Here is a 25,924-nt window from a genome sequence, read left to right on the forward strand (position 1 = left end):
GTTCGGTCGTGGGTTCGCGCCGTCGGTTTGCACGGCGCCACAACCTAGGGGAGTACGTCAACGTGGCCACACACATTACGCTTCGCCAGATCGAATACTTCATCTCGGTGGCTGATACCGGGCAGATCTCCAGATCTGCCAATCTCTGCGCCGTTTCGCAGTCGTCGATGACGATCGCGCTGAAGAATCTCGAAGACACCGTGGGGGTGCCGCTGCTGCAGCGCCACGCAAGGGGCGTCCGCCTGACCCGAGCAGGCGAGCGATTTCTTCGGCATGTGCAGAACGCGAATGTGTCCGTCGGGCGCGCCGTGGTCGCGGCCCAGGAGGAACCTGAACAGATTTCGGGGCACGTTCGGGTGGGCGTCACGGAAACCGTCTCGGCTTACCTGATGCCGTCAATGCTTGCTACCGTCTCGCAGCGCTTCGAGCACCTGACTGTCGAGGTCATCGAAGACGCGCGCGAGGATATCGAGCAACGTCTCGTCGACAATCAGCTTGATATCGGTCTGATGCTTGTGTCCAATACGGCCAACGTGGACGAGCTGAAATACGAAACGATTCTGCGCTCCATGCGCCGGCTTTGGACCCATCCGGATCACCCGTTGCAAGATGCACAACAGGTCACGCTGCAGGACATTGCGCAGGAGGACTACCTTTTACTCGACATGGACGAGCATGTCCGAACTGTTCGCAAGTATTGGGGAAAATATGGCCTCGCACCGCACGTGCGTATCCAGAGCAAGTCGATAGAAGCCGTGCGAAGCATGGTCGCACTCGGGTTGGGCGTCACGATTCTTTCGGACCTCGTCTATCGTCCGTGGTCGCTCGAAGGGAGCCGGATTATGAGGCGTGACCTGAGCATTCCGATCCCGACCATGGACGTCGGCGCCGTCTGGCACCGAAAGAGCATCCTGCCGACGCCCGCGAAAGTGCTGCTAGATCTCTTCCGGTCCTGGAAGAAGACAATCCAATAGTTGATCGTTCCTGACGGACATAGCGGACGTTCGGTATGCGAGCGACCGGGAATTGATGCGAAGCCGACACACGAACGTCACACCTACGAGCCAGGTGAAGGCGAACGGCAGATTCTTGGGCCGACAGGCAAAAGGCGCTACTTGCCGAGCCGGCAAAACTAAACGCTTTCGCCAGAACGTCAATATCAGGCATCCTGCCCCGCAGCCCTGACATATCTCCCCGGCGTCTCGCCAAAAGCCTTGCGGAACATCGCGATGAAACTGCTTGGGCTGGCATAGCCCAAGACGTCTGCGACCGCCGAGACGCACTCGCCCTACGCGAGCAGATACACGGCACGCAGCAGCAACGCCTGCTGTCGCCACTCGGCCAACGATATGCCGAGCGATACGGAAAACAGGCGCCGAGCGGTTCTAGCCGACAGGCCGGCCATTGACGACAGTGCTTCCAGAGAGTGTTCCCGGCTCAAATCCTTCAGCACGATGCTGACCATCTTCAGCAGGCGCTTGTCGTCCGGTATGGGAAGGTGCAGTGGTTCATGCTCTGCCGCGCGCATTTCGTCTATCAGCACTGAGACGACCCGCGCCTCTTCAGGCGTCCGCTCGACGGGATGGTTCCACGGTGCGACGCGCTGTATCAGCGCTCCGAGCAAAGGTCCGACCGCCAGGACCTGCGGTAGCAGTCTTCCTGCTGGGACGACATGGCCCGCGAAGTCGGGACTGACGCTCGTAGGCGATGCCGCCCACGTAATGCCGCCAATGGGCGCAGGCGTCAATCTGGCCATGCTTGACGCTGCCGAACTCGCTGAAGCAATCGTCGCGGCGGCAAACTGGCGAGACGCGGTTTGCGCACAGGAGCAAGTCATGCTTGATCGGGCGGCGCCTATCGTTGAAGAATGTTTGCGCGGTTTCGGCGAATGGTTCGACGCGTAGTGGCGCTCGCACACACTGCTTTACGGGAGCACAAGCGGCATCAGGCGGCAGAGTTCGTGCGCACCGGGCACGCTTCTTCGCAGAGCAGTCTCCTCGAGACGGCTCTCCCGCCGAAATGTCTATCGGACCGGGAGGGATGGCGCGCGCTGGCGCTGGGTCCATCCAAGCCTCGCCTCTGCGAGACTCAATGACATACCGAGAGTCAGTTCCTCGGCATCACGCGTTCCGCAGGCAGGGAGCCGCGGATCGTAGCGACCTATGACCAACGTCTCGCGACGCCCATTCAGGCGATAGTCGAACGGGAAACTAACTACCTCAGACGACGTAACGGCCACATACAGGCCACGTTGGTCGGCCACTTTGGTGGCCACCTTGTAGATACTGCCGGTCGGGTTGAGCGCCCGCAATCCGGGGTCCGTAAGCGTCGGGGAAATCCAGGCGCTTATGGACCTCTGCAGACCTCTGCAGAGGATCCTAAATCACTCCCACTCAATCGTCGCCGGCGGCTTCCCCGAAATGTCGTACACCACCCGGTTAATCCCGCGCACTTCATTAATAATGCGGTTCGACACATGCCCCAGCAACTCGTGCGGCAGATGCGCCCAATGCGCGGTCATGAAGTCGAGCGTCTGCACCGCGCGCAGCGCGACCACATACTCGTAAGTCCGGCCGTCGCCCATCACGCCGACGCTCTTCACCGGCAGAAACACCGCGAACGCCTGGCTCGTCAAATCGTACCAGGACTTGCCGGTTTCCTTGTCGATGAACGTGCGCAGCGTCTCGATGAAAATCGCGTCCGCGCGACGCAGCAGGTCCGCAAACTCGCGCTTCACTTCGCCGAGAATCCGCACGCCAAGACCGGGACCGGGGAACGGATGGCGGTACACCATCGCCGGCGGCAGACCGAGCTTCACGCCGAGTTCGCGCACTTCGTCCTTGAACAGTTCGCGCAGCGGCTCGAGCAGCTTCAGGTTCAGCGTCTCCGGCAGGCCGCCCACGTTGTGGTGGCTCTTGATGGTCTGCGTCGCCTTCTTGCCCTTGCCCGCCGATTCGATCACGTCCGGATAGATCGTGCCTTGCGCGAGCCACTTTGCGTCGGTCAGCTTGCCGGCTTCCGTCTGGAACACTTCGACGAATTCCGCGCCGATGATCTTGCGCTTCGCTTCCGGATCGGTCACGCCTTCGAGCTTGCGCAGGAACACATCGCTCGCGTCGACGTGAATCACCTTCACGCCCAGGTGATCCGCGAACGTGGCCATGACCTGCTCGGCTTCGTTCAGGCGCAACAGGCCATGATCGACGAACACGCACGTCAGTTGATCGCCGATCGCGCGATGCAACAGCGCCGCCGCGACCGACGAATCCACGCCGCCCGACAGACCCAGAATCACGTGCTCGTTACCGACCTGCTCGCGAATTTTCGCGACCGCCTCGTCGATGTAATGGCCCATCTCCCAGTCGGGACGCGCGCCGCAAATCTGCAGCACGAAGCGCTCGAGCATCGCGCGGCCTTGCACGGTGTGCGTGACTTCCGGGTGCCATTGCAGACCATAGAAATGACGCTGCTCATCGGCCATCGCGGCGATCGGGCACGATTCCGTCGATGCCATCAGCGCGAACCCCGGCGGCATCTCCAGCACCTTGTCGCCGTGGCTCATCCACACCTTCAGCATGCCGTGGCCTTCGGGCGTCGTGAAGTCGCTGATGCCTTCGAGCAGGCTCGTGTGATTGCGCGCGCGCACTTCGGCATAACCGAACTCACGCAGATGGCCGATGTCGACCCGGCCGCCCAGTTGCTCGGCCATGGCCTGCATGCCGTAGCAGATGCCGAGCACGGGCATGCCGAGTTCGAACACCACTTGCGGCACGCGCGGCGTGTCGGTTTCAGTGACCGAGCTCGGTCCGCCCGACAGGATCACGCCCTTCGGCGCAAAGTCGCGGATGAACGAAGCATCGACGTCATACGGATGGATTTCCGAATACACGTTGGCTTCGCGAACGCGACGTGCAATCAGTTGGGTGACTTGCGAACCGAAGTCGAGGATCAGGATCTTGTCATGCATGGCAGCGGACGATGTCAAAAGTGAGCGGATACGGAATGCCGCGCGTACGGCGCGGCGTTGAATTCAAAGCGGTCCACGAGGGAACAAACGGCCGGGGCTTGCGACGGTGAAGCGCAACGGCGGGAAAGCGGAACGCAATGCTGATGCCCGCGTGACGTTCGCTCGTTGCGCCCGAAGCCACAACATGGGTCACCAGGCTGCGGTGCGGCGCGCGTGCGGATTCCGGTTGCTTCGGCAAACGAGTCGCGCGCGGCCAGTCAACCATGGAACGGAGGCCGTGGCGCATTCGCGGCGTCGTCGGCGGCATTGCGGGCATCGTCGCGTGCGGCAGCAGCAGCTTCAGCGCGTGCCGCTCGCTCCGACGGGCTCAGCACTTCGCCCGTCGTGGCATGCAAATGGGCGGAGGTCGTCGGGTTGACCGGCGACGCTTCGGACGCCGCGGGCACCACAGGCGCCACGCCAGGCCTTGCAACCGGATCAACTCCACGCCCGATAACAGGCTCAACCACCGGCTCCGCGTGATACACCGGAAACCCCGCCGTAGCCGGCACAACCGGTTCACGGCGATTTGCCTCGAGGTTCGCCGCGTTTTTCGCGGCGTCTTTTGCGGCCTGCTTTTCGGCGCGCTCAGCGGCAACAGCCTCAGCGACGCGCAACTTCTCGCGCCGCCGCACCGCGCCCGACAAACGCACGCCGCCAAGACCGAGCACCAGCAGCACGACACCGGTCAGCACCGCGACGATCTGCCCGAACGCGCTCAGCGACGGCGTATGCAGCCCGAGCAGCCACACCAGCATGAGCACGCCGGTCAGCCAGTTCACATGGCCGACCACGCGTGCCACCGACGAAGTCAGCGCCCCGTCGATCGACGCATGCAACGCCAGCCAGGCGAGCCCGATGAGCGCCAGGCCAAACGCCTGGCCGGCCAGAGCCGGCTGCGTCTGCACCAACAGCAGCGCGTTGTACAACGACGTCCAGGGCGTCAGCAGGAACAGCAAGCCGAACGCGAGCAGCAACAGCGCATCGACAATCAGTACAGCGCGCAGCAATGGCTTCATTGGCGTTTAGTCCACGTGGTAGTTGGGCGCTTCCTTGGTGATCTGAACATCGTGCACGTGCGACTCGCGCAAACCCGCGCCCGTGATCTGCACGAACTCGGCCTTCTCGTTCATCTCGGCAATCGTGCGGCAGCCGCAGTAGCCCATGCTCGCGCGCACGCCGCCGATCAGCTGGAACAGGATCGCGTTCACGGAACCCTTATAAGCGACGCGGCCTTCGATGCCTTCCGGCACCAGCTTGTCGATATTCGCCGAGTTGTCCTGGAAGTAGCGGTCCGCCGCGCCGTCCTTCATTGCGCCGACCGAGCCCATGCCGCGGTACGACTTGTACTGACGGCCTTGATAGAGGAACACGTCGCCCGGCGCTTCTTCGGTGCCGGCGAACATGCTGCCCATCATCACGGCGTTCGCGCCCGCTGCCAGCGCCTTGCTGACGTCGCCCGAGAAACGCACGCCGCCGTCTGCGATGACCGGCACGCCCGTGCCCTTGAGCGCTTCCGACACGTTCGCGATTGCCGTGACCTGCGGCACGCCGACACCGGCGACGATTCGCGTCGTGCAAATCGAGCCCGGGCCGATGCCGACCTTCACGCCGTCCGCGCCGTATTCGACGAGCGCTTTGGCTGCCGCCGCGGTGGCGATGTTGCCGCCGATCACCTCGACGTGCGGGAAGTTCTGCTTGACCCAGCGCACGCGCTCGAGCACGCCCTTGCTGTGGCCATGCGCGGTGTCGACGACGATCACGTCCACGCCCGCCTGCACCAGCAGTTCGACACGCTCTTCGTTGTCCGCGCCGACGCCGACGGCCGCGCCCGCGCGCAGCTTGCCGTGCTCGTCCTTACAGGCGTCCGGGTGTTCGGTCTGCTTGGTGATGTCTTTCACCGTCATCAGGCCGCGCAGCTCGAATGCGTCGTTGATGACCAGCACGCGCTCAAGGCGGTGGCTGTGCATCAGCGCCTTGGCCTCGGCGAGCGACGTGCCTTCCTTGACGGTCACGAGGCGCTCGCGCGGCGTCATGATGCTGCGCACCGGCTCGTCCAGACGCTCCTCGAAACGCAGGTCGCGGTTGGTCACGATACCGATCAGCTGCGAGCCTTCCACCACCGGAAAGCCGGAAATGCCATGCTGCTGCGACAGCGCGATGACGTCGCGCACCTTCATTTGCGGCGGCACCGTGATCGGATCGCGCACCACGCCTGACTCGAACCGCTTGACCTTGGCCACTTCACGCGCCTGTTCGGCAGCCGTGAGGTTCTTGTGGATGATGCCGACGCCGCCCATTTGCGCCATCGCAATGGCGAGACGGGCTTCGGTGACGGTGTCCATGGCGGCGGACACGAGCGGCATATTCAGGGAGATGTTGCGGGTCAGCCGGGTCTTGAGGCTGGTGTCGCGCGGCAGAACATCGGAGAAGGCCGGGACGAGGAGCACGTCATCGAACGTGAGTGCTGTTTGGATCAGACGCATGGCAAATCCTATAGGCGCAAAAGCGAATTATACGCGATACCTCCCCGCTTTTCACTGCGCGAACAGCAGCTTAGCGAATTTCGGGCGCATTTTTTCGTGGCTTTTACACCCTTGATTTCGCTTCGCCGTTCGCCTCGGGTTCGATCGCGTTTCGTTTGCTCGGGCCCGAATGCAGAATCAAACAAGACGCCCCTCGCGCCGGCCGGCTACGCTTGCGACCATTCCAGTTTTTTCGCAGGAGCAGTCGATGCAGCGCGGTGTCGCCTATGGAGTCATGGCCGGAGCCCTATGGGGCATGGTGTTTCTGGTCCCGCGCGTGCTGCCGGATTTTTCGCCGCTGTTGCTGTCGGCCGGCCGCTACACGATGTACGGCGTCGTCGCGCTCGCAGCGGCGTTGCCCACGGCGCGTTCGCTGCTCAAGCGCCTGACTCGCGAGGACCTCGTCGCGCTCGTCAAGCTCGCGCTGGGCGGCAATCTCCTGTACTACCTGCTGCTGACGGCGGCGGTGCACCTCGTCGGCATCGCGCCGGCGTCGCTGATCGTCGGCGTATTGCCGGTGACGGTCACGCTGATGGGCCGCGGCGACCGCGGCGCGGTGCCGCTCGCGCGCCTCGCGTGGCCGCTTGCGGCCGTGATGGCGGGCATCGTCTGCATCAATATCGACGTCTTTACGGCCGCCGACGGCACGCCCGCCGGCGTCCTGACGAAGCTGCTCGGCCTTGCCTGCGCAGTCGGCGCGCTCGGCTGCTGGACGTGGTTCGCGGTCGAGAACACCCGCTACCTGCAACGGCACACGCATTTCAGCGGCAACGAGTGGTCCGTGCTGTGGGGCGTCGTGACAGGCGCGCTCGGCGCCGCGCTGTGGCTCGCGATCGCCGCGCTGCCGCCGGGCGGCCCGCAGGGCGAACTCGCGCAAAGCCGCTGGCACAGCTTCTGGGCGCTCAATCTGGTTCTCGCGATCGGCGCGTCGTGGCTTGGCAACGGGCTGTGGAATGCGGCGTCGAAGCGGCTGCCGTTGACGCTTTCCGGTCAGATGATCGTGTTTGAAACGCTGTTCGCGCTGCTCTACGCGTTCATTTACGACGAGCGCCTGCCGCGGCCGCTCGAACTCGCCGCGATTCTGTTGCTGGTGGCGGGCGTGTGCTGGTCGGTGCGTCAGCATGCGGACGACGATTCCGGCGGCACTGCGCCGGTCGAAGAAAAGGCTCAGGGTTCGGCGCCCTAGCACGCATGGTCCACGGGCCGCCCCGCATTGCAGGGCGCGCACCGCGCAACGTACGCGTTTAACGCGAATCCTTGTTCTGCCAGCGACGCCCTTCGATCGAGCCGGCCTTGCGGGTCTTCTCGACGCGACGCTGGCGTGACACCTTCGGGTCCACGAGCAGCGGCCGGTAGATCTCGACGCGGTCGTGATCGGCGAGCACGGTGTCGAGCGGCTTGAGCTTGCCGAATACGCCGACCTTTTGCGTCGCTAGATCGATCTGAGGAAAACGCTGAAGAATGCCGCTTGCCTCGATAGCCTGTGCGAGCGTGGCGCCCGCCGGCAATTGCACGTCGACGAGCGCCTGTTCGTTCGCGAGCGCATAACAGACCTGGACGGACAGACGCCCGCTCATGCCTTGCCGTAGCGCTGGTCCGCGCGCTTCACGAAAGATTCGACGAATGTATTGGCGATGTGATTGAACACCGGCCCGATGATCTTTTCGAGGATGATGTTGGTGAACTCGTAGTGCAGCGCGAACTCGATCTTGCAGGCGTCCGCGCGCAGCGGCGTGAAGCGCCAGAAGCCGGTGAACTTGCGAAACGGCCCGTCGGCGAATTCCATGTCGATGCGGGTGGGCCGCTCCATGCTGTTGCGCGTCGCAAAGTGCTGCTTGATGCCCTTGAAATTGATGTCGATCTTCGCCTCCATGCTGGTATCGTCCCGATGACGGACCTCGACGCCTCCGCACCAGGGCAGGAAGTTCGGGTAATCGGCGACGTCGGTGACGAGGTCGAACATCTGTTCCGCCGAATGGCGGATCAACACGGTTTTCTGGACATCTGCCATAAATTGAACAGCACGTGGCAAGGGTGGACGGGCGCGGCGGGCTTTCCTTGCCCCGCTTTGCTAAAATCGTGATTTTAAACGAGTTGGGCACTTTCCATTCATGAGCATTATCGACAACAGAAAAGCGTTCTACGACTACTCGGTCGAAGAACGTTACGAAGCAGGGCTCGTGCTCGAAGGATGGGAGGTCAAGGCGCTGCGCGCCGGGCGCGGCCAGATCAAGGAAGGTTACGTCGTGATCAAGAACGGCGAGCTGTTCCTGATCGGCACGCACATCAGCCCGCTGCCCGAAGCCTCGACCCACATCAACCCCGACCCTGTTCGCACGCGCAAGCTCCTTTTGCACAGCGAAGAAATCAGCAAGCTGATCGGCAAGGTGGAACAGCGCGGCTACACGCTCGTGCCGCTGAATTTTCACTACAAGGGCGGCCGCGTCAAATGCGAGATCGGCCTCGCCAAGGGCAAGAAGATGCACGACAAGCGCGAAACCGAGAAAAAGCGCGATTGGGAGCGCGAAAAGGCGCGTTTGATGCGCTCGCCGACCTGAGTCGTGGGCGGGCGTTTGCCGCGACGCTGCCAGAGCAGCGTTTACCGAGCACGATAAAAATGGCCCGCTTGCTGCGGGCCATTTTTTTACAGCAATGGCGCAACGGCGCCCAACGCAAAAACCAACGCGCGCTCAGCGCGCCTCCGCCACCCCGCTCTTGCCCTTGTTCACGATGGTCAGCGCCGATGCGATCATCGAACTCATATCCGCGAGATTGCCGGGCACGATCAGCGTGGTGCCCTGCTTCGCCAGATTGCCGAACGCGTTCACGTATTGCTCGGCGACCTTCAGGTTCACCGCCTCCATGCCGCCATGCGACTGAATCGCAGCAGCAATCTTCTGGATGGCTTGCGAATTGGCCTCGGCAACCGCAAGAATCGCCGCGGCCTGCCCTTGCGCCTGGTTGATCGCCGCCTGGCGCTCGCCTTCCGATTTCTGGATTGCCGCCTCGCGCCCGCCGGACGCGATGTTGATCTGCTCCTGCTTGCGCCCTTCCGAAGCCGCAATCAACGCGCGCTTTTCGCGCTCGGCCGTAATTTGCGCCTGCATCGCGTGAAGGATTTCCTTCGGCGGCGTCAGATCCTTGATCTCGTAGCGTAGGACTTTGACGCCCCAGTTCGCCGCTGCTTCATCGAGTGACGAGACGATGCTGTGATTGATGAAGTCGCGCTCCTCGAAAGTCTTGTCGAGTTCGAGCTTGCCGATCACCGAGCGCAGCGTGGTCTGCGACAACTGCGTGATCGCGAACACAAAGTTGCTCGATCCATACGACGCCTTCATCGGATCGGTCACCTGGAAATACAGCACGCCGTCCACCTGCAACTGCGTGTTGTCGCGCGTGATGCAGACCTGGCTCGGCACTTCGAGCGGAATTTCCTTGAGAATGTGCTTGTACGCGATCCGGTCGACGAAAGGAAACGCGAAGCTCAGGCCCGGCGTGAGCGTGCGGTGATAGCGGCCGAGCCGCTCCAGCACCCACGCGTGCTGCTGCGGCACGATCTTGATGGTCTGCGCCGCCAGCACGATCACAATGACGAGCAGCACTGCCCCGATAATGGTGGAATCCATTTACGCCCTCCAATCTTTAGTTGGTTTGATTAGTTAGTTCGGTTAACTAGTTCGGTTGACTGGTTTGGGTCAAACAAGTCAGCGAATGTCCGACGCTTACCGCGTATTAGCGTGATGCGTCGCGGGCCGCTTCGCCGCGACCACAAGACAACTGCCGTGCAGTTCGATGATTTCGTAGGTTTGAGCATCTTCGGGCTCGCCGGGCGCCAGTTCGGCGTCCCATTGCGCGCCGCGATAGCTGACCCGCGCGCGACGCTCGTGCCACGCGGGCACGCTGAGCGTCTGCCCAATGTCGAGATTGACGTCCGGATTCGCGGACGCTTCCTTGCGCGTCCTGCGGCCAAAGCGCGAACGCTTGAGCACAAACACGGCCGCCAGCGCGACGACCGCGGCAACGGCGAACTGCACGTCGGCGGCGGCGCCCGCAATATGCGCGATAGCCGCCGCGACGCAACCGAGCGCGATCATCAGCAGATAGAACGTGCCGCTGAGCAATTCCAGCACGACCAGCACGCCCGCCCCGACCCACCAGAACAATCCCCCTGGCGCCACGTCGACCTCCACAAAGCAAAACACCCCGGATCTACCGGGGTGTTTATAGCACGAAGCGCGGACAAATTACCGGCATTCAGGACGCGCTTCACTGCGCCGCTGACGCGCGTTTGACGCGCCGTTGATATGCCGCACTTTTCGTTATGCGTGCCGCTTAGGACGCGGCACGCCGCACGCTTACTTCGTCGACGATTTCGCCAGTTGCTGCCACGTCTCGATGATCGTGTCAGGGTTCAGCGAGATCGACTTGATGCCTTCATCCGTCAGCCATTGCGCGAAGTCCGGATGATCCGACGGACCCTGACCGCAGATGCCGACGTACTTGTCCAGACGCAGACACGTTTCAATTGCGCGCTTCAACATGAACTTGACCGCCGGATCGCGTTCGTCGAAATCGACCGCCAGCAGTTCCATGCCGGAGTCGCGGTCGAGGCCGAGCGTGAGCTGCGTCAGGTCGTTCGAACCGATCGAGAAGCCGTCGAAGAATTGCAGGAACTCTTCGGCGAGAATCGCGTTCGACGGCACTTCGCACATCATGATGAGACGCAGGCCTTTCTCGCCGCGCTTCAGGCCAAACTTCTCCAGCAAGCCGACCACGCGCTCAGCCTGCTTCAGCGTACGCACGAACGGCACCATGATCTCGACGTTGTCGAGGCCCATCTCTTCGCGCACCTTCTTCAGCGCGACGCATTCCATCTGGAACGCTTCGGCGAAGTCTTCGGCGATGTAGCGCGACGCGCCGCGGAAGCCCAGCATCGGATTCTCTTCGTCCGGCTCGTAGCGCGAACCGCCGATCAGCTTCTTGTACTCGTTCGACTTGAAGTCCGACAGACGCACGATCACAGGCTTCGGATAGAAGGCCGCGGCGATCGTCGCGATACCTTCAGTCAGCTTGTCGACGTAGAACGCGCGCGGCGATGCGTGACCGCGAGCGACGCTTTCCACGGCCTTCTTCAGGTCCTGGTCGATGTTCGGGTACTCGAGAATCGCCTTCGGATGAACGCCGATGTTGTTGTTGATGATGAACTCGAGACGCGCGAGACCGACGCCCGCGTTCGGCAGTTGCGAGAAGTCGAAAGCCAGTTGCGGGTTGCCGACGTTCATCATGATCTTCACCGGAATGGGCGGCAGTTCGCCGCGCTGCACTTCGGTGATTTCCGTTTCGAGCAGGCCGTCGTAGATCTTGCCTTCGTCGCCTTCCGCGCACGAAACCGTGACGAGCGCGCCATCCTTCAGCACGTCGGTCGCGTCGCCGCAGCCGACCACGGCCGGCACGCCCAGCTCACGCGCGATGATTGCCGCGTGGCACGTGCGGCCGCCACGATTGGTGACGATTGCGGACGCGCGCTTCATGACCGGCTCCCAGTTCGGGTCGGTCATGTCGGCGACCAGCACGTCGCCCGGCTGCACACGGTCCATTTCCGACGGATCGTGAATCACGCGCACCGGGCCCGCGCCGATCTTCTGGCCGATCGCGCGGCCGGTAGCCAGCACGTTCGATTGACCCTTCAGCTTGAAGCGCTGCTCGGCCTTGCCCGTCGCCTGGCTCTTCACCGTTTCCGGACGCGCCTGCAAGATAAAGATCTTGCCGTCGCGGCCGTCCTTGCCCCACTCGATGTCCATCGGACGCTGGTAGTGCTTTTCGATGATGACCGCGTATTTCGCGAGTTCGATCACGTCTTCGTCGGTGATCGAGAAGCGGTTGCGCTGCTCGTGCGTCACGTCGACGGTCTTCACGCGGCCTTCTTCACCGGCCTTCGTGAACTCCATCTTGATGAGCTTCGAGCCAATCGAGCGGCGGATGATCGGATACTTGCCTTGCGCGAGCGTGGTCTTGTAGACGTAGAACTCGTCCGGATTCACCGCGCCTTGCACGACCGTTTCGCCGAGACCGTAGCTCGACGTGATGAACACCGCGTCCTTGAAGCCCGATTCCGTGTCGAGCGTGAACATCACGCCGGCCGCGCCGACGTCCGAGCGCACCATGCGCTGCACGCCCGCCGACAACGCGACTTCAGCATGCGTGAAGCCCTTGTGAACGCGATAGGAAATAGCGCGGTCGTTGTAGAGCGACGCGAACACGTGCTTCATGCGATCGAGCACGTCTTCGATACCGACCACGTTGAGGTAGCTTTCCTGCTGACCCGCGAACGATGCGTCCGGCAAGTCTTCCGCCGTTGCCGACGAACGCACGGCAAACGACAGCTCTTCAGGCGAGCTGTTTTGAAGCGTGTCGAAGCCCGCGCGAATGTCGGCTTCGAGTTGCGGCTGCATGGGAGCGTCGACGATCCATTGACGGATCTCCTTGCCCGCTTCGGCAAGCGCCTTCACGTCGTCGACGTCGAGCGTCTCGAGACGTTGGGCGATGCGTTCCGTCAGGTTGTTGTGATGCAGGAAGTCACGGAAAGCCAGTGCCGTCGTGGCGAAACCGGTCGGCACGCGCACGCCGGCTTCGGCAAGCTGACTGATCATCTCGCCTAGCGACGCGTTCTTGCCGCCGACAATCTCCACATCGGTCATCCGCAACTGCTCGAACGGAACTACATACGCCTTATCCTTTGCGACGGTAACTGCGTTAGTCATACAAGCCCCTAAGTGTGAAAGAAATTCACGGCTGTGCAAGTGGGCTCGAACGCGAGACGCTCATTGGAAGCGTGAGCTCGCGTCTTGCACAACCTGTTGGAGAAGCAATCGCTTGTGGCGCCGCGCGGGTTCGGGCTTGCGCTCCCGTTCCACACGAAGAAGGCGAATCGACGCATTTAGCGCCCGATCAATCGCGATCCGCCCGCTTTAGCACCAGATAACATCGCGTTGAACGACCGTTCGCAGCGAGTTAGACGCCAATCGCCTGCAATTGCTTATCCAACAGGTTGCCGCTATTCTACCGTGCCGACTCTCGAAATGTGACTGTCGGACGAGAATTGCGCCTCGAATCGCGCCAGGCTGCCCGCAGGGCTCTTCCAATGCATGAAGAGAGCCTCCAGGCCAGTCCTGGCGTAGTAGCGGTGCCCACGGCGCGCTGTTTCGACGCCGCTGCATGAGTGGTCAGCCACCGCGCAGCGAAGTCGCTCCAGCAATGTTCCATTCGAGCGCTTTTTGCCGCTCACGTTCCCTGCCCCACTGATGCCGCCCACCGTATTCATCGTCTCCGACGGTACCGGGATCACTGCCGAAACCTTCGCGCATTCGATCCTCTCCCAGTTCGACCAGAAATTTCGCCTGGTCCGCGTGCCTTTTGTCGACTCGACAGAAAAGGCCTACGCCACGCTCGAAAAAATCAATGAAGCGGTCCAGCAGGACGGTCGCCGTCCGATCGTCTTCACCACGCTCGTGGACAGCGCATCGAATCAGATCGTCAAAGGCTCGAACGCGCTCGTGCTCGACATGTTCCAGACCTTCGTCGAGCCGCTCGAACAGGAACTGGAGCTGAAGTCGAGCCACGCGATGGGGCGCGGCCACCAGAACGCGGACACCGAGGAGTACAAGAACCGCATCGAGGCGATCAACTTCTCGCTCGCGCACGACGACGGCCAGTCGAACCGCAATCTCGCCGACGCAGACGTGATCCTCGTCGGCGTATCGCGCAGCGGCAAGACGCCGACGAGCCTCTACCTCGCGATGCAGTACGGCGTGAAAGCAGCGAACTATCCGCTGATTCCGGAAGATTTCGAGCGCGGCAAGCTGCCTACGCCGCTATTGGCGCATCGGCAGAAGATGTTTGGCTTGTCGATCGATCCGCAACGGCTTTCGGAGATTCGCAACGAGCGCCGGCCTGGCAGCAAATACGCTGCGCCGGAAAATTGCCGTTACGAGATCAACGAAGCCGAGGCGATGATGCGTCGCGAAGGGATCAAGTGGCTGTCGTCGACGCACAAGTCGATCGAAGAGATCGCGACCACGATCCTGCAGGAAATCAAGCTGGATCGGCCGTCGTATTGAGCGAGCCTTCGCTCGTTTATGCGCGGCTCGCGCGCTGCTGTCTGCATTGCTCGAACACGCAGACAGCCGCGGCCGCCGCGACGTTCAGCGATTCCATGCCGCCCGGCTGCGGAATCGTCACGCGCAACGTGACCGCGTCGCGCCATGCTTGCGACACGCCGGCGCCTTCATTGCCGAATACCCACGCCAGTTCCGCGCTCAGATCGCAATCGTAGATCGCTTCGGCGCCGTGCGAATCCGTGATGACAACCGGCACCGCGAGGCGCTCGATCAACGTCTGCGCTTCGACGTCTTCGTGAATCTGCAGCAGGAAGTGCGCGCCCATGCCCGAGCGCAATACTTTCGACGACCAAGCGTATGCCGTGCCCGGCGCGCAGAACACCTGCTGAATGCCGGCCGCGGCCGCACTGCGCAAGATGGAGCCGACGTTGCCTGCGTCCTGCACGCCGTCGAGCACGATGCAGGTTTGCGCGACCGTGTCGGGCAGCGGCGTATCGAGCTTTTCCACGAGCAGCAGCATGCCGACGCCGTGCACGACATTCGACAGTTGTCCGAACAGCGCGTCTGGCAGCGTGACGATGCGTTGCTCGTCGATACGCGAAACGATCGCCTGAGCTTCGTCGTGACGAAGCGCGCCCTCGGTGACGATGCACATTTCCGGCTGCCCCGCGACGTCGAGATACGCGCTCGCGAGATGAAAACCTTCCAGCAGCGCATGACCGCTGCGACGCTGTTGATGCGTCGATCCGGCAAGCGCCTTCAGGCGTTTATAGAGCGGATTCTCCCGCGAGGTGATGGCTTTCACAGGCAGCGAAGACGATGAGAAATGAGGAGAAGGATGAGCGCGTTGCTGATCGCAGGCGGTGCGGCTAGGTGCTGGTTACGGCGACGGCAGCATTGACGGGCGATTGTGCCACGTTAGCTGTGGCGTCTTATGCTCACGCGCCGCTGCGTTCGCCGAACGCGTCGCTGTCGAGCAGCGCATCGTCCAGCACGCCGTCCGCGAGCATTTCCGGCACGGCGATAATCTCGCCCGCCGGCAGCGGCACGCCGGTGCCAAATCGCAGATGCGCTTCGCGCACGGGTGCGAACGAGCGCCGGTGATGCTCGCACGGCCCATGTTCACGCAAGGCCGCCAGATGCTGCGGCGTGCCGTAGCCGGCATGCGCGTTAAAGCCGTACACGGGATAAGTCTGGTGCAATTCGAGCAGCATCCGGTCGCGCGTCACCTTCGCAAGAATCGACGCCGCGGAAATGCTTTTGACCAGTGCGTCGCCGCCGATCACCGCTTCGCTGCGAACGCTCAGCGTGGGGCAGCGGTTGCCGTCCACCTTCACGAGCGTCGGCGTGACGGACAGCCCTTCTACCGCGCGCTTCATGGCCAGCATGGTGGCGTGCAGAATGTTCAGCGTATCGATTTCCTCGACCGTTGCCGAGGCGATGCAGTAAGCGAGCGCACGGTCGACGATCTTCTCGTACAGTTCGTCGCGCTTTTTCGCGGTAAGCACCTTCGAATCGTCGAGGCCGCGAATCATCGGCTTCGACGGATCGAAAATCACAGCAGCAGCGACGACCGGCCCGGCCAGCGGCCCGCGCCCGGCTTCGTCGACGCCGCAGACGATGTCCTCCGCCGTCTCGAAGTTCAGGCCGACCTGCCGAGTCGCCGCGCTGGCGACGGCCGCGGTCTTGCGGCGTGGCGAGCGGGCAGCGGCGTGCGCAGCGGCGTGCTCGTTAGTGCGCTTGGTGCGTTCGTCGCTCACGGCCGCGCCCTGCGCTTCTCAACGACACTCGCGACCACTTCCGCCGCACGCTGCGCGGTGTTCTGCTTCAGCACGTGATGCATCTCCGTGAAGATTTCCGTCAGCGTGCGCCGGTTGGCTTCATCGCGCAACTGTTTCAGCGTGGCTTCGGCGAGCGCCTGCGGCGTCGCGAAGTGCTGCAGGATTTCCGGCACCACGAAGCGGCCCGCCAGAATGTTCGGCAAGCCGACGTACGGCAGATAACCCTGCCGGCGCATGATCTGGCCCGTCAGCCAGGGCACCTTGTACGAGATGACCATCGGCTTTTTCAGAAGCGCGGCCTCGAGCGTGACCGTGCCGCTTTTCACGAGGATCGCGTCGGCGGCGGTCATCGCGAGTTGCGACTGGCCGTCCGTAATGGTCAGCGCGAGGCCGGGGTGCGAATCGACCAGCGGGCGCAGCATCTCGCGCAACGCCGGCGTCGCCGCGGGCATCACGAAGCGCAGACCGGGCTCCTGGTGCTGCATCATTTCCATCGCGGCGAAAAACGTCGGCCCGATCAGATCGATCTCCGAGCGGCGGCTGCCCGGCAGCACCGCGATGACCGGACCGCTTTCCGCCAGACCGAGCGTGCGGCGCGCGCCGAGCGTGTCCGGCTCAAGCGGAATTTCGTCGGCGAGAGGATGACCCACGTACGATGCCGCGACGCCCGCCTTTTCGAGCAGCGCCGTTTCGAACGGGAACACGCACAGCATATGGTCGACCGCCTTGGCGATCTTCTTGATGCGCCCGCCGCGCCACGCCCAGATGGACGGGCACACGAAGTGAACGGTCGGGATGCCGGCCTCGCGCAGCGGATGCTCGAGCCCGAAGTTGAAATCGGGTGCATCGACGCCGACGAACACCGAGGGCGGCTCGGCCAGCAGTTGGCGCTTCAGGTCGGTGCGGATGCGCAGAATCTCGGGGATATGCCGCAACGCTTCGACATAGCCGCGCACGGACAGCTTCTCCATCGGCCAATGGGCGTCGAAACCGGTGGCGACCATGCGCGGACCGCCGATCCCGTAATAATGCGTGGCGGCAGGCAGGCGGCTCGCAAGGCCGTCCAGCAGCGACGACGCCAGCAGGTCGCCGGACGGCTCGCCGGCCACCATCGCGATGCGCAGCGGACTGGGTTGCAATGCCATCGCTTAGCGGATGATGCCGCGCTGCGACGCTTCGACGAATGCGAGCAGCGTCCCAACCGGGCCGTCGCCGTCGCCGCCGGCGGATGCAAGCTCACGCAGTTGCGCCTTGGCTTCCTCGAGCGACAGGCTGTTCTTGTACAACAGACGGTACGCCGAGCGCAGCGCCGAAATGGCGTCCGGCGAGAACCCGCGGCGGCGCAGACCTTCGACGTTGATGCCGTGCGGCTCCGCCTTGTTGCCGGCCGCGATCACGAACGGCGGAATGTCCTGCACGAGCGCCGATGCGCCGCCCAGCATGGAATGCGCGCCGATGCGCACGAACTGATGCACGCCCGACATGCCGCCGACAATCGCGTGGTCGCCGATCGTCACATGGCCGGCCATCTGCGCGTTGCTCGACAGAATGACGTTGTTGCCGACATGGCAGTCATGGCCGATGTGCACGTACGCCATGATCCAGTTGTCGTCGCCGAGCGTGGTCACGCCTGCGTCCTGCACCGTGCCGGTGTGGATCGTGGTGAACTCGCGGATCGTGTTGCGGTTGCCGATCTCGAGCCGCGTCGGCTCGTCTTTGTACTTCATGTCCTGCGGACGGCCGCCGACCGATGCGTAGTGGCCGATGCGGTTGTCTTCGCCGATCGTGGTGTGACCTTCGATCACACTGTGCGAGCCGACCGTGGTCCGCGCGCCGATCGTGACATGCGCGCCGATCACGGCATACGGTCCGACTTCAACGGATTCGTCGAGTTGTGCGCCCGGTTCGACGATCGCAGTGGGATGAATCCTGCTCATGCGTCCTCGCTTCTGATTCTGTTGCGTTGTCTGGATGGGCTGCGGCGAGCCGGCTGCGCTGCATGAGGCGCCGGCTGGCCGAAGCTCGAGTCAGGTGCCCTTGATTCAGGCGTCCTTGTCCGTGTGACGCACCGCGCACATCAGGTCGGCTTCAGCCGCCACCACGCCGTCCACCTCGGCTCGCGCCTTGAACTTCCAGATGCCGCGCATATGCCGTTCGAACGTGCAGTTGAGGATGAGCTGATCGCCCGGCTCGACGACACGCTTGAAGCGCGCGTTGTCGATACCGACAAACAGATACAGCGTGTTCGACGGATCGCTCGGCTCTTCCGAGAACGTCAGCAGCGCCGCCGTTTGCGCAAGCGCTTCGAGGATCAGTACGCCAGGCATGACCGGACGCGTCGGGAAATGCCCCTGGAAATACGGCTCGTTGATCGACACGTTCTTCAACGCTTTGATGCTCTTGTGCGGCTCGAGTTCGAGCACCCGGTCGACCAGCAGGATCGGGTAACGATGGGGCAGCAGCGTGAGAATCTTATGGATGTCGAGATTGATTTTTTCGGTGCTCATGGTGTTTCTGCTCACGCATTGACTGCGCGATGATGACTGCGGATGCTGGTGCAGGTGGGTTGTCAACGCGTTGTTAGCGCGTGATGAGCGCATGCTGCCGGCGCTCGCCGTGAACCGGTTGCCATGCCACCGCGGGTCACGGCAACCCTCTTCGCTTCCTGATATTCGCCCGCCATTTTACGCGGAGTCGGCGGGCCGTCCGGAAAACTAGCTTTTCTCACTCCGTGCATGACCTGCCGCGCCGGATGCCGCGCTCGCCGGCTTGCTGTCCTGCTGATCCGCTGCGGCGTTTTCCAGTGCCTTGATGCGGTCGCGAAGCTTGTCGATATTGCGCAGCAAGGCCGCGCTCTTGTTCCAGTCGGCGTGATTCACGGCCGGGAACGCGCTGGTGTACATGCCGGGCTTGAGCAGCGACTTGGACACGCCGGACTTCGCGGTCACGATCACGTGATCGGCCAGCGTCACATGCCCGGCAATGCCGACCGCGCCGCCGATCATGCAGTGACGGCCGATGGTCGTGCTGCCCGCAATGCCCGCGCAACCGGCAATGACCGTGTATGCGCCGACTTTGCAGTTGTGCCCGATCTGCACGAGGTTGTCGATTTTCACGCATTCCTCGATGATCGTATCGGCCATCGCGCCGCGGTCGATCGTGGTGTTCGCACCGATTTCGACGTCCGCCGCGATCGACACGCCGCCCACTTGCGGAATCTTCACCCAGCTACCGGTGCGCGCGTCGCCTTCGCCGACGAAATCCGGCGCGAAGCCGAAGCCGTCCGAACCGATGACCGCGCCCGCGTGCACGATCACGCGCTCCGCAAGCTTGCAGCCGTGATACACGGTGACATTCGGATAGAGATGCGAGCCAGCGCCGATGCGCGTGCCGCGGCCGATGGCCACGTTCGCGTCGAGCCGCACATTCTCGCCGATGACCGCGCCCGCTTCCACCGTGACATGCGGTCCGATCACCGCGCTTGCGGCGATCTGCGCGGACGGATCGATCGTCGCGCTCGGATGAATGCCGGGCGCGACCTTCGGCGTGGCGAGGTCGATGAAGGTTTGCGCGACGCGCGCGAAGTAAGCGTACGGGTTCGGTGTGACGATGAAATTACGCCCGCTGCCCGATGCGAGCTTCGCGAGGTCGTCCGCATTGATCAGCACCGCGCCCGCGCGGGTTGTTTCGACTTGCGACAGGTACTTCGGGTTGGCGAGGAACGCCAGCTGGTCCGGGCCTGCCTGGTCGAGCGGCGCCAGACTGCCGACGCGCTGCGAACCGTCTCCCACTACTTCACCGCCGAACCGCTGGACGATGTCCTCGAGCGTAAAAGCCATGCCTATCGTGTCTCCTGCTGATCAGTACAACTTGTCGGTGCGCGCTGTCAGTGCGCGCTGTCGGCGCTCTACTACCGCCTTCAGTTGCCTGAAGCCGCGAGAGCCTTGAGCACCTGATCCGTAATGTCGATGCGCGGGCTCACATACACCGCTTCCTGCACGATCAGGTCATAGTGCTGCGCCTCGGCGATCTGCTTGATCACCTTGTTCGCGCGATCCAGCACCGCTGCCAGTTCTTCATTGCGGCGCTGATTCAGGTCTTCGCGAAACTCGCGTTGCTTGCGCTGGAAGTCGGTGTCGAGTTGCGACAGATCGCGCTGCTTTTGCGCACGGTCCGTGGACGACATCGACGCGCCGTTCTTGTCGAGCGAATCGGACATCGACTTGAGCTTCTGCGCCATGTCCGCGAGGTCCTTGTCGCGCTTGGCGAACTCGGCCTCGAGCTTGACCTGGGCCGCCTTCGCCGCCGCCGATTCCCGCAGAATCCGGTCCGAATTCACCGCGGCGATCCTGGCTTCCTGAGCGTGCGCCACTCCGACGCCCAGCGTCATTGCCAGCGCCAGCGCGCAAGCCACACGTTTCGAAAACATACCGGTTAGCAAAGTGATCCTCTCGATACTGTTGTTTGGCGAGCCGTCCGCAACGCGGATCAGAACGCCGTCCCGATCTGGAACTGGAACTTCTGATACTGGTCGCCCGTGTGCTTCGTGAGCGGGAAGCCCAGGCTCAGCTTGAGCGGCCCGATCGGCGAAATCCATGCGAGACCGACACCGTAGCCGTAACGCAGACCGTTCGCGCCGTTCGAATTGGCCGCAGCGCTCGCGTCCGCCCAGACGTTACCGGCGTCGAGGAACGTGAACACGCGCAAGGTGCGATCATAGCCGGTGCCCGGCAGCGGGAATGTCAATTCGATGTTGCCGACGAGCAGCTTCGAGCCGCCGATCGGATCGCCCGTCGTCTTGTCGCGCGGACCGAGCGAGCTCGGCTCGTAGCCACGGACCGAACCGATACCGCCCGCGTAGTAGTTCTTGAAAATCGGGTATGGCTTGCCGCCCGTGCCCTTGCCGTAGCCGCCCTGGAAGTTGAAGCCCAGCACGAAGCCGCGCGCAAACGAGTAATAGTACTGTGCGTTGATGTCGGCCTTGTAATACTGCGTGCTGCCGATCGGCGTGCCGTATTCGGCGTTCGCCTGCGCGAAGTAGCCGCGGCTCGGCACGAGCGCGCTGTCACGCGCGTCGCGCGACCAGCCCACCGTGACCGGCACGTTGTTCGACACGCGGCCGAAGTCGTCGACGTATTGCTTGTACGATGCCGGCGTGTTCGCGTCGACGTCGAGCTTGTTCTGCTCCAGACCCGCGCCGAAGTACACCGTATCGACTTCCGAGAACGGAATGCCGAACTTCAGGTCGCCGCCCATCGTGACGATCTTGAAGCTCGAATCGGTCGAGTAATACAGCGGCTGATACGTGCGGTAGTAGACGTCGGTAATACGCTTGATGCCGTCCACCGTGAAGTACGGGTCGACCTGCGTGACGGTCAACGTGCGATACGTCTTCGCGGTGTTGACGTTCACCGCGAGGCTCGTGCCCGAACCGAACACGTTGTCTTGCGAGACGCCTGCGGACAGCACCACCTTGTCCGTCGACGAGAAGCCCGCGCCCAGCGTAATCGCGCCGGTCGGTTTTTCGGCGACCTTCACGTCCACGTCCACCTGGTCGGGCGTGCCTTCCACGGGGATCGTGGTCACGTCGACGTCGGTAAAGTAGCCAAGACGGTTGATACGGTCTTTCGACAACGCGAGGCGGTTCGAGTCGAACCACGAGCTTTCGAGCTGGCGCATTTCGCGGCGCACCACTTCGTCGCGCGTACGGGTGTTGCCCACCACGTTGATGCGGCGCACGTAGACGCGGCGGCTCGGGTCCACTTGCAGCGTCAGGTCCACCTTGTGATTCGACTGGTCGATCTGCGGCTGCGCGTTGACGGTCGCGAACGCGTAACCGTATTCGCCCAGCTTGTCGACGATTGCCTTGGTCGTGGATTGCAGCTTTTCGGCCGAGAAGCGGTCGCCCGGTTTGATCTTGATGAGCTTGGCAAGCTCCGGCTCGCGGTCGAGCAGATTGCCGGCCAGCTTGATGCTCGAGATCGTGTACGGCTCGCCTTCATGCAGCGTGACCGTCAGATACATGTCCTTCTTGTCCGGCGTGATCGACACCTGGGTCGACTCGATGTTGAACTCGAGATAGCCGCGGTTCAGGTAGTACGAGCGGATATTTTCGAGGTCGCCGGTGAGCTTGTCTTTCGCGTACAGGTCATTCTTCGTGTACCACGAGAACCAGTTCGGCGTGGACAACTGCATTTCGTCGCGCAGCGTGCCGGTGCTGAACGCCTTGTTGCCGATAAAGTTGATCTGGCGAATCTTGGCGCTCGGCCCTTCGGCCACCGAGAACAGCACCGAGACGCGATTGCGGTCGATCGGCGTGATGGTGGTCGTGACTTCGGCTGCATAGTAGCCGCGCGTCAGGTACTGGCGCTTCAGTTCCTGTTCCGCCTTATCGACGAGCGCCTTGTCGTAGTAACGGCCTTGCGACAAACCGACCGCGCGCAGCGCCTTGGTCAGGTTTTCCTTGTCGAATTCGTGAATGCCCGCGAAGTCGATCGTGCCGATGGCCGGACGCTCCAGCACCTGCACGATCACTACATTGCCTTCGGTCGCGATCTTGACGTCGTTGAAGAAACCCGTTGCGTACAGCGCGCGAATCGCTTCGGATGCCTTGTCGTCGTTGAACGTGTCGCCCTGCTTGATGGGCAGGTAGGCGAACACCGTACCGGGTTCGACGCGTTGCAATCCCTCGATCCGGATGTCTTGCACCACGAAGGGCGTGGTTGCGTGAGCAACCAGCCCATGCGCGGCGAATGCCGCGGTTATAACCGTCTTCGGAACAAAGCGATGAGGTTTAAACAACGTGCTTCCCCAGTGTGTATAGCTGCATCAGGTCGGACGGTCGCTATTGTGAGCGCCGCCGGACACTTTAAAAGTGGATTAAACGAGCGAGATCGTTGAACAGTGCAATCGCCGACAAAGCGACGATGCAGGCGAGACCCGCCCTCTGAAAAACGAGTTGCCAGCGATCGGAGACAACTTTACCGGTCACAGCTTCAACCAAATAATATAACAGATGACCCCCGTCCAATACCGGAATTGGTAGCAGGTTCAGTACACCGAGGCTAATACTGACGAGGGCGAGGAACGACAGGAATGCAGAAGGACCCAGACGTGCGCTCTTTCCTGCGTAATCGGCGATGGTCACCGGACCCGACAGATTCTTCAGCGATGCATCGCCAACGATCATGCGGCCGAACATCCGCACCGAGTAAACCGCGAGATCCCACGTGCGGCGCGCGCCGAGCTGAAGACTTTCGACCGGTCCATAACGCACGTTGATGGACGGCACCTGGGTCGCAAGCTCAGCGCCGATGCGACCGACCTGCTGCCCCGTTGCCGCGTCGCGCTGCGCTTGCGGAACGATCCTGATGTCTTCGAGCTTGCCCGAGCCCTGCGCTTCCGTTTGACCCGCGGCTGCGCGCTCTACTTGCAGCGTCAGCGGTTGGCCGGCGTGCGATTTTACATACGCGATGAAGGCTGTGGCGTTATCAGTCGCGACTCCGTTGATCGCGCGCAAGCGATCGCCCGGAAGAAGGCCCGCCTTTTGCGCGGCACTGCCCGGCTGCACGCCGGCAACCGTCAGCTTGCCCCCGCCGGGTTCGAAGCCGAGCCGCGACATGAAGTCGTCGTCGACGTCCTTTTCGGTGACACCGCGCAGATCGAGCTGGAAGTCGGACGGGCCGTTCGCGCCTTTCGCGATCAGCACGACGCGCTTGTGATCGAACGCCGCGCCGAGCAGCTTCCAGCGCAAATCCGACCACGAGCGCACCGGCTCGGAGTCGGCCGCGTTCTCCGCGCGCACCGCCACCACTGTTTCGCCGCCTTCGAAACCGGCGGCCGCAGCGGTCGTGTTGGGCGCGGGCGTGGCAAGGATCGCCGCCGGTTCGGTGACGCCGGTCGCGAACACGAGGCCGAACAGGACGATGGCAAGCAGGAAATTCGCGACCGGCCCGGCCGCGACGATTGCGATGCGGCGCCACACCGACTGCCGGTTGAACGCATGCGGCAACGCTTCGGCGGGAATCGGCGCGCCGCCCGTCTCGCGCTCGTCGAGCATCTTCACGTAGCCGCCGAGCGGCAGCGCGGCGACCGTCCATTCGGTGCCGCTCTTGGGACTAACCCATTGGAACAGCGGCTTGCCGAAGCCAATCGAAAAGCGCAGCACCTTGACGCCGCACAGCCGCGCCACGCTGTAATGCCCATATTCGTGGACGACCACCAGCACGCCAATCGCGACCGCGAAGGCGAGCACTTCGATCAGCAGATTCATAGGCGCCTCACTGGACGGCGCGTTCCGTGCGGCGGGCGGCGTCGGGCAGACGCGCGATGAATTCGGCTGCGGCGCGACGCGCGGCGGCGTCCGCTTCGATCACGTCTTCGAGCGCATGCGCGCTGCGATTGGGCAACGCGTTGAGCACCGAGTCGACCACCTGCGCGATCGCCATGAAGCCGATCTGGCGCGACAGGAACGCTTCAACAGCAATTTCGTTAGCGGCATTGAGCGCCGCGCTGGCGACGCCGCCTTCGGCGAGCGCCTTCATGGCCAATGCCAGGCAAGGGAAACGCGTGTAGTCCGGCTTTTCAAACGACAGCGACGCGATTTCCACGAGATCCAGTTGCGCGACGCCCGAATCCACGCGATCCGGGAACGCGAGCGCGTGCGCGATCGGCGTGCGCATATCGGGGTTGCCGAGTTGCGCGAGCACCGAACCGTCGGCGTACGACACCAGCGAATGAATCACGCTTTGCGGATGAATCAGCACGTCGATGCGTTCGCCCGGCAAACCGAACAGCCAATGCGCCTCGATGACCTCGAGGCCCTTGTTCATCATGGTCGCGGAGTCGACGGAGATCTTGCGGCCCATCACCCAGTTCGGATGCTTGCAGGCTTCATCGGGCGTGACGTCGGCGAGCGTGGCCGGTTCGCGCGTGCGGAACGGGCCGCCCGACGCGGTCAGGATGATCTTGGAGACGCCACCATGCAGCGCGGCTTCGCGCGGCAGGCACTGGAAAATGGCGTTGTGTTCGCTGTCGACCGGCAAGAGCACGGCGCCGTTGTCATGCACGGCATCCATGAAGATCGCGCCCGACATCACGAGCGCTTCCTTGTTCGCGAGCAGAATGCGCTTGCCGGCGCGCGCGGCCGCGAGGCTCGGCGCGAGGCCGGCCGCACCGACGATGGCCGCGACCACGGTGTCGCAGCCGTCGCTCTTCGACACCTCGACGAGCGCCTCGGCGCCGTGCGTCACCTCCGTCTTGCAGCCCGCGTCGCGCAGCTTGGCCGCGACGCGCGCCGCCGTGTCGGCGTCGCCGACCACGGCGACTTCTGGCCGGAAGCGCAGGCATTGCTCGACGAGCTTGTCGCCGTTGCGGTGCGCAGTGAGCGCATAAACCGAAAAGCGCTCGGGATGACGCGCGACGACGTCGAGCGTGCTGTCTCCAATCGAGCCCGTGGAACCGAGCAATGTCAGACGTTTTTGCATATCTCTTTCT

25 protein-coding genes and 1 pseudogene are annotated in these 25,924 nt (G+C 63.0%); 5 read left to right on the forward strand and 21 right to left on the reverse strand.

The window, feature by feature from the left end; all coding sequences use genetic code 11:
• The first annotated feature begins 62 nt into the window (after positions 1–62).
• On the forward strand, positions 63–974 hold the full coding sequence (locus tag CUJ91_RS10115; RefSeq protein WP_029971596.1) for a LysR family transcriptional regulator: 912 nt from the start codon (positions 63–65) through the stop codon (positions 972–974).
• Between the two features lie 185 nt (positions 975–1,159).
• Here the strand turns inward: CUJ91_RS10115 and CUJ91_RS35265 are convergent, their stop codons facing one another.
• Both CUJ91_RS35265 and CUJ91_RS34770 read right to left on the reverse strand, forming a co-directional pair.
• Positions 1,160–1,258, reverse strand: a complete 99-nt coding sequence (locus CUJ91_RS35265; protein ID WP_082366986.1) for an AraC family transcriptional regulator — start codon at positions 1,256–1,258, stop codon at positions 1,160–1,162.
• A gap of 30 nt (positions 1,259–1,288) precedes the next feature.
• Entirely contained in the window at positions 1,289–1,624 is a 336-nt protein-coding gene (locus CUJ91_RS34770) for a helix-turn-helix domain-containing protein (RefSeq protein ID WP_053858234.1), read from the reverse strand.
• A gap of 106 nt (positions 1,625–1,730) precedes the next feature.
• Here CUJ91_RS34770 and CUJ91_RS35095 point away from each other — a divergent pair, with 106 nt between their 5' ends.
• On the forward strand, positions 1,731–1,904 hold the full coding sequence (locus CUJ91_RS35095) for a hypothetical protein (RefSeq protein ID WP_279635378.1): 174 nt from the start codon (positions 1,731–1,733) through the stop codon (positions 1,902–1,904).
• Between the two features lie 164 nt (positions 1,905–2,068).
• Here the strand turns inward: CUJ91_RS35095 and CUJ91_RS34780 are convergent.
• The 4 genes and pseudogenes from CUJ91_RS34780 to guaB form a co-directional block, all read right to left on the reverse strand.
• A pseudogene (locus CUJ91_RS34780) lies at positions 2,069–2,338 on the reverse strand (Arm DNA-binding domain-containing protein); the annotation flags it as partial.
• Between the two features lie 45 nt (positions 2,339–2,383).
• Entirely contained in the window at positions 2,384–3,967 is a 1,584-nt protein-coding gene (guaA, locus tag CUJ91_RS10135; RefSeq protein WP_107706695.1) for a glutamine-hydrolyzing GMP synthase, read from the reverse strand.
• Between the two features lie 257 nt (positions 3,968–4,224).
• On the reverse strand, positions 4,225–5,025 hold the full coding sequence (locus tag CUJ91_RS10145) for a hypothetical protein (RefSeq protein ID WP_107706693.1): 801 nt from the start codon (positions 5,023–5,025) through the stop codon (positions 4,225–4,227).
• A gap of 6 nt (positions 5,026–5,031) precedes the next feature.
• The gene (gene guaB, locus CUJ91_RS10150; protein WP_006048697.1) at positions 5,032–6,492 is read right to left on the reverse strand and encodes an IMP dehydrogenase; all 1,461 of its coding nucleotides are present in this window, start codon (positions 6,490–6,492) and stop codon (positions 5,032–5,034) included.
• A gap of 247 nt (positions 6,493–6,739) precedes the next feature.
• Here guaB and CUJ91_RS10155 point away from each other — a divergent pair, with 247 nt between their 5' ends.
• Positions 6,740–7,717 carry a DMT family transporter gene (locus tag CUJ91_RS10155; protein ID WP_107706692.1) on the forward strand — a complete coding sequence of 326 codons (978 nt, stop codon included), beginning with the start codon at positions 6,740–6,742 and terminating at the stop codon, positions 7,715–7,717.
• A 58-nt stretch (positions 7,718–7,775) separates the two neighbouring features.
• Here the strand turns inward: CUJ91_RS10155 and CUJ91_RS10160 are convergent, their stop codons facing one another.
• Complete coding sequence (locus CUJ91_RS10160) at positions 7,776–8,108, reverse strand: RnfH family protein (RefSeq protein ID WP_029970859.1); 333 nt, start codon at positions 8,106–8,108, stop codon at positions 7,776–7,778.
• Entirely contained in the window at positions 8,105–8,542 is a 438-nt protein-coding gene (locus CUJ91_RS10165; protein WP_006048694.1) for a type II toxin-antitoxin system RatA family toxin, read from the reverse strand. Before CUJ91_RS10165 ends, CUJ91_RS10160 begins: the two co-directional genes overlap by 4 nt.
• Positions 8,543–8,642: 100 nt before the next feature.
• Here CUJ91_RS10165 and smpB point away from each other — a divergent pair, with 100 nt between their 5' ends.
• Complete coding sequence (smpB, locus tag CUJ91_RS10170) at positions 8,643–9,089, forward strand: SsrA-binding protein SmpB (RefSeq protein WP_006048693.1); 447 nt, start codon at positions 8,643–8,645, stop codon at positions 9,087–9,089.
• 132 nt (positions 9,090–9,221) lie between these two features.
• Here smpB and CUJ91_RS10175 read toward each other — a convergent pair whose 3' ends face one another.
• The 3 genes from CUJ91_RS10175 to ppsA form a co-directional block, all read right to left on the reverse strand.
• Complete coding sequence (locus tag CUJ91_RS10175) at positions 9,222–10,157, reverse strand: SPFH domain-containing protein (protein WP_006048692.1); 936 nt, start codon at positions 10,155–10,157, stop codon at positions 9,222–9,224.
• 96 nt (positions 10,158–10,253) lie between these two features.
• A complete protein-coding gene (locus tag CUJ91_RS10180; protein WP_107706691.1) occupies positions 10,254–10,709 on the reverse strand; it encodes an NfeD family protein in 456 nt (151 codons plus the stop codon).
• Positions 10,710–10,886: 177 nt separating this feature from the next.
• Entirely contained in the window at positions 10,887–13,292 is a 2,406-nt protein-coding gene (gene ppsA / locus CUJ91_RS10185) for a phosphoenolpyruvate synthase (protein WP_029970856.1), read from the reverse strand.
• A 540-nt stretch (positions 13,293–13,832) separates the two neighbouring features.
• Here ppsA and ppsR point away from each other — a divergent pair.
• Complete coding sequence (ppsR, locus tag CUJ91_RS10190; protein WP_006048688.1) at positions 13,833–14,648, forward strand: posphoenolpyruvate synthetase regulatory kinase/phosphorylase PpsR; 816 nt, start codon at positions 13,833–13,835, stop codon at positions 14,646–14,648.
• A 16-nt stretch (positions 14,649–14,664) separates the two neighbouring features.
• On the opposite strand, the gene CUJ91_RS10195 is transcribed toward ppsR, so the two are convergent.
• The 10 genes from CUJ91_RS10195 to CUJ91_RS10240 form a co-directional block, all read right to left on the reverse strand.
• The gene (locus CUJ91_RS10195) at positions 14,665–15,453 is read right to left on the reverse strand and encodes a TrmH family RNA methyltransferase (protein WP_107706690.1); all 789 of its coding nucleotides are present in this window, start codon (positions 15,451–15,453) and stop codon (positions 14,665–14,667) included.
• 133 nt (positions 15,454–15,586) lie between these two features.
• Positions 15,587–16,408 (reverse strand): ribonuclease HII, encoded by an 822-nt coding sequence (gene rnhB / locus CUJ91_RS10200; RefSeq protein WP_107706689.1) that lies wholly within the window; start codon positions 16,406–16,408, stop codon positions 15,587–15,589.
• Positions 16,405–17,574: a lipid-A-disaccharide synthase gene (gene lpxB, locus CUJ91_RS10205; protein ID WP_006048685.1), complete on the reverse strand. Its 1,170-nt coding sequence runs from the start codon at positions 17,572–17,574 to the stop codon at positions 16,405–16,407. Before lpxB ends, rnhB begins: the two co-directional genes overlap by 4 nt.
• Positions 17,575–17,577: 3 nt before the next feature.
• Complete coding sequence (gene lpxA, locus CUJ91_RS10210) at positions 17,578–18,366, reverse strand: acyl-ACP--UDP-N-acetylglucosamine O-acyltransferase (RefSeq protein ID WP_053858266.1); 789 nt, start codon at positions 18,364–18,366, stop codon at positions 17,578–17,580.
• 105 nt (positions 18,367–18,471) lie between these two features.
• Positions 18,472–18,936, reverse strand: a complete 465-nt coding sequence (gene fabZ / locus CUJ91_RS10215; RefSeq protein WP_006048683.1) for a 3-hydroxyacyl-ACP dehydratase FabZ — start codon at positions 18,934–18,936, stop codon at positions 18,472–18,474.
• A gap of 207 nt (positions 18,937–19,143) precedes the next feature.
• On the reverse strand, positions 19,144–20,268 hold the full coding sequence (gene lpxD, locus CUJ91_RS10220) for a UDP-3-O-(3-hydroxymyristoyl)glucosamine N-acyltransferase (protein ID WP_006048682.1): 1,125 nt from the start codon (positions 20,266–20,268) through the stop codon (positions 19,144–19,146).
• 80 nt (positions 20,269–20,348) lie between these two features.
• A complete protein-coding gene (locus CUJ91_RS10225; protein WP_006048681.1) occupies positions 20,349–20,870 on the reverse strand; it encodes an OmpH/Skp family outer membrane protein in 522 nt (173 codons plus the stop codon).
• A gap of 47 nt (positions 20,871–20,917) precedes the next feature.
• Positions 20,918–23,230, reverse strand: coding sequence for an outer membrane protein assembly factor BamA (bamA, locus tag CUJ91_RS10230; RefSeq protein ID WP_029970852.1), 2,313 nt, complete (start codon positions 23,228–23,230; stop codon positions 20,918–20,920).
• 67 nt (positions 23,231–23,297) lie between these two features.
• Positions 23,298–24,701, reverse strand: coding sequence for an RIP metalloprotease RseP (rseP, locus tag CUJ91_RS10235; RefSeq protein ID WP_107706688.1), 1,404 nt, complete (start codon positions 24,699–24,701; stop codon positions 23,298–23,300).
• A gap of 7 nt (positions 24,702–24,708) precedes the next feature.
• A complete protein-coding gene (locus CUJ91_RS10240) occupies positions 24,709–25,914 on the reverse strand; it encodes a 1-deoxy-D-xylulose-5-phosphate reductoisomerase (protein WP_053858268.1) in 1,206 nt (401 codons plus the stop codon).
• Between the last annotated feature and the right edge of the window lie 10 nt (positions 25,915–25,924).

This window comes from Paraburkholderia graminis (assembly GCF_003330785.1).
Taxonomy (GTDB): domain Bacteria; phylum Pseudomonadota; class Gammaproteobacteria; order Burkholderiales; family Burkholderiaceae; genus Paraburkholderia; species Paraburkholderia graminis.

What these genes read in the sequence shown, in the direction of transcription:
- CUJ91_RS10175 (WP_006048692.1), bottom strand. Translation starts at nt 10,157, where the DNA reads ATGGATTCCACCATTATCGGGGCAGTGCTGCTCGTCATTGTGATCGTG.
- CUJ91_RS35095 (WP_279635378.1), top strand. Translation starts at nt 1,731, where the DNA reads ATGGGCGCAGGCGTCAATCTGGCCATGCTTGACGCTGCCGAACTCGCT.
- ppsR (WP_006048688.1), top strand. Translation starts at nt 13,833, where the DNA reads ATGCCGCCCACCGTATTCATCGTCTCCGACGGTACCGGGATCACTGCC.
- smpB (WP_006048693.1), top strand. Translation starts at nt 8,643, where the DNA reads ATGAGCATTATCGACAACAGAAAAGCGTTCTACGACTACTCGGTCGAA.
- guaB (WP_006048697.1), bottom strand. Translation starts at nt 6,492, where the DNA reads ATGCGTCTGATCCAAACAGCACTCACGTTCGATGACGTGCTCCTCGTC.
- ppsA (WP_029970856.1), bottom strand. Translation starts at nt 13,292, where the DNA reads ATGACTAACGCAGTTACCGTCGCAAAGGATAAGGCGTATGTAGTTCCG.
- fabZ (WP_006048683.1), bottom strand. Translation starts at nt 18,936, where the DNA reads ATGAGCACCGAAAAAATCAATCTCGACATCCATAAGATTCTCACGCTG.
- guaA (WP_107706695.1), bottom strand. Translation starts at nt 3,967, where the DNA reads ATGCATGACAAGATCCTGATCCTCGACTTCGGTTCGCAAGTCACCCAA.
- lpxB (WP_006048685.1), bottom strand. Translation starts at nt 17,574, where the DNA reads ATGGCATTGCAACCCAGTCCGCTGCGCATCGCGATGGTGGCCGGCGAG.
- CUJ91_RS10240 (WP_053858268.1), bottom strand. Translation starts at nt 25,914, where the DNA reads ATGCAAAAACGTCTGACATTGCTCGGTTCCACGGGCTCGATTGGAGAC.
- rseP (WP_107706688.1), bottom strand. Translation starts at nt 24,701, where the DNA reads ATGAATCTGCTGATCGAAGTGCTCGCCTTCGCGGTCGCGATTGGCGTG.
- lpxA (WP_053858266.1), bottom strand. Translation starts at nt 18,366, where the DNA reads ATGAGCAGGATTCATCCCACTGCGATCGTCGAACCGGGCGCACAACTC.
- CUJ91_RS10165 (WP_006048694.1), bottom strand. Translation starts at nt 8,542, where the DNA reads ATGGCAGATGTCCAGAAAACCGTGTTGATCCGCCATTCGGCGGAACAG.
- CUJ91_RS10145 (WP_107706693.1), bottom strand. Translation starts at nt 5,025, where the DNA reads ATGAAGCCATTGCTGCGCGCTGTACTGATTGTCGATGCGCTGTTGCTG.
- CUJ91_RS10160 (WP_029970859.1), bottom strand. Translation starts at nt 8,108, where the DNA reads ATGAGCGGGCGTCTGTCCGTCCAGGTCTGTTATGCGCTCGCGAACGAA.
- lpxD (WP_006048682.1), bottom strand. Translation starts at nt 20,268, where the DNA reads ATGGCTTTTACGCTCGAGGACATCGTCCAGCGGTTCGGCGGTGAAGTA.
- CUJ91_RS10155 (WP_107706692.1), top strand. Translation starts at nt 6,740, where the DNA reads ATGCAGCGCGGTGTCGCCTATGGAGTCATGGCCGGAGCCCTATGGGGC.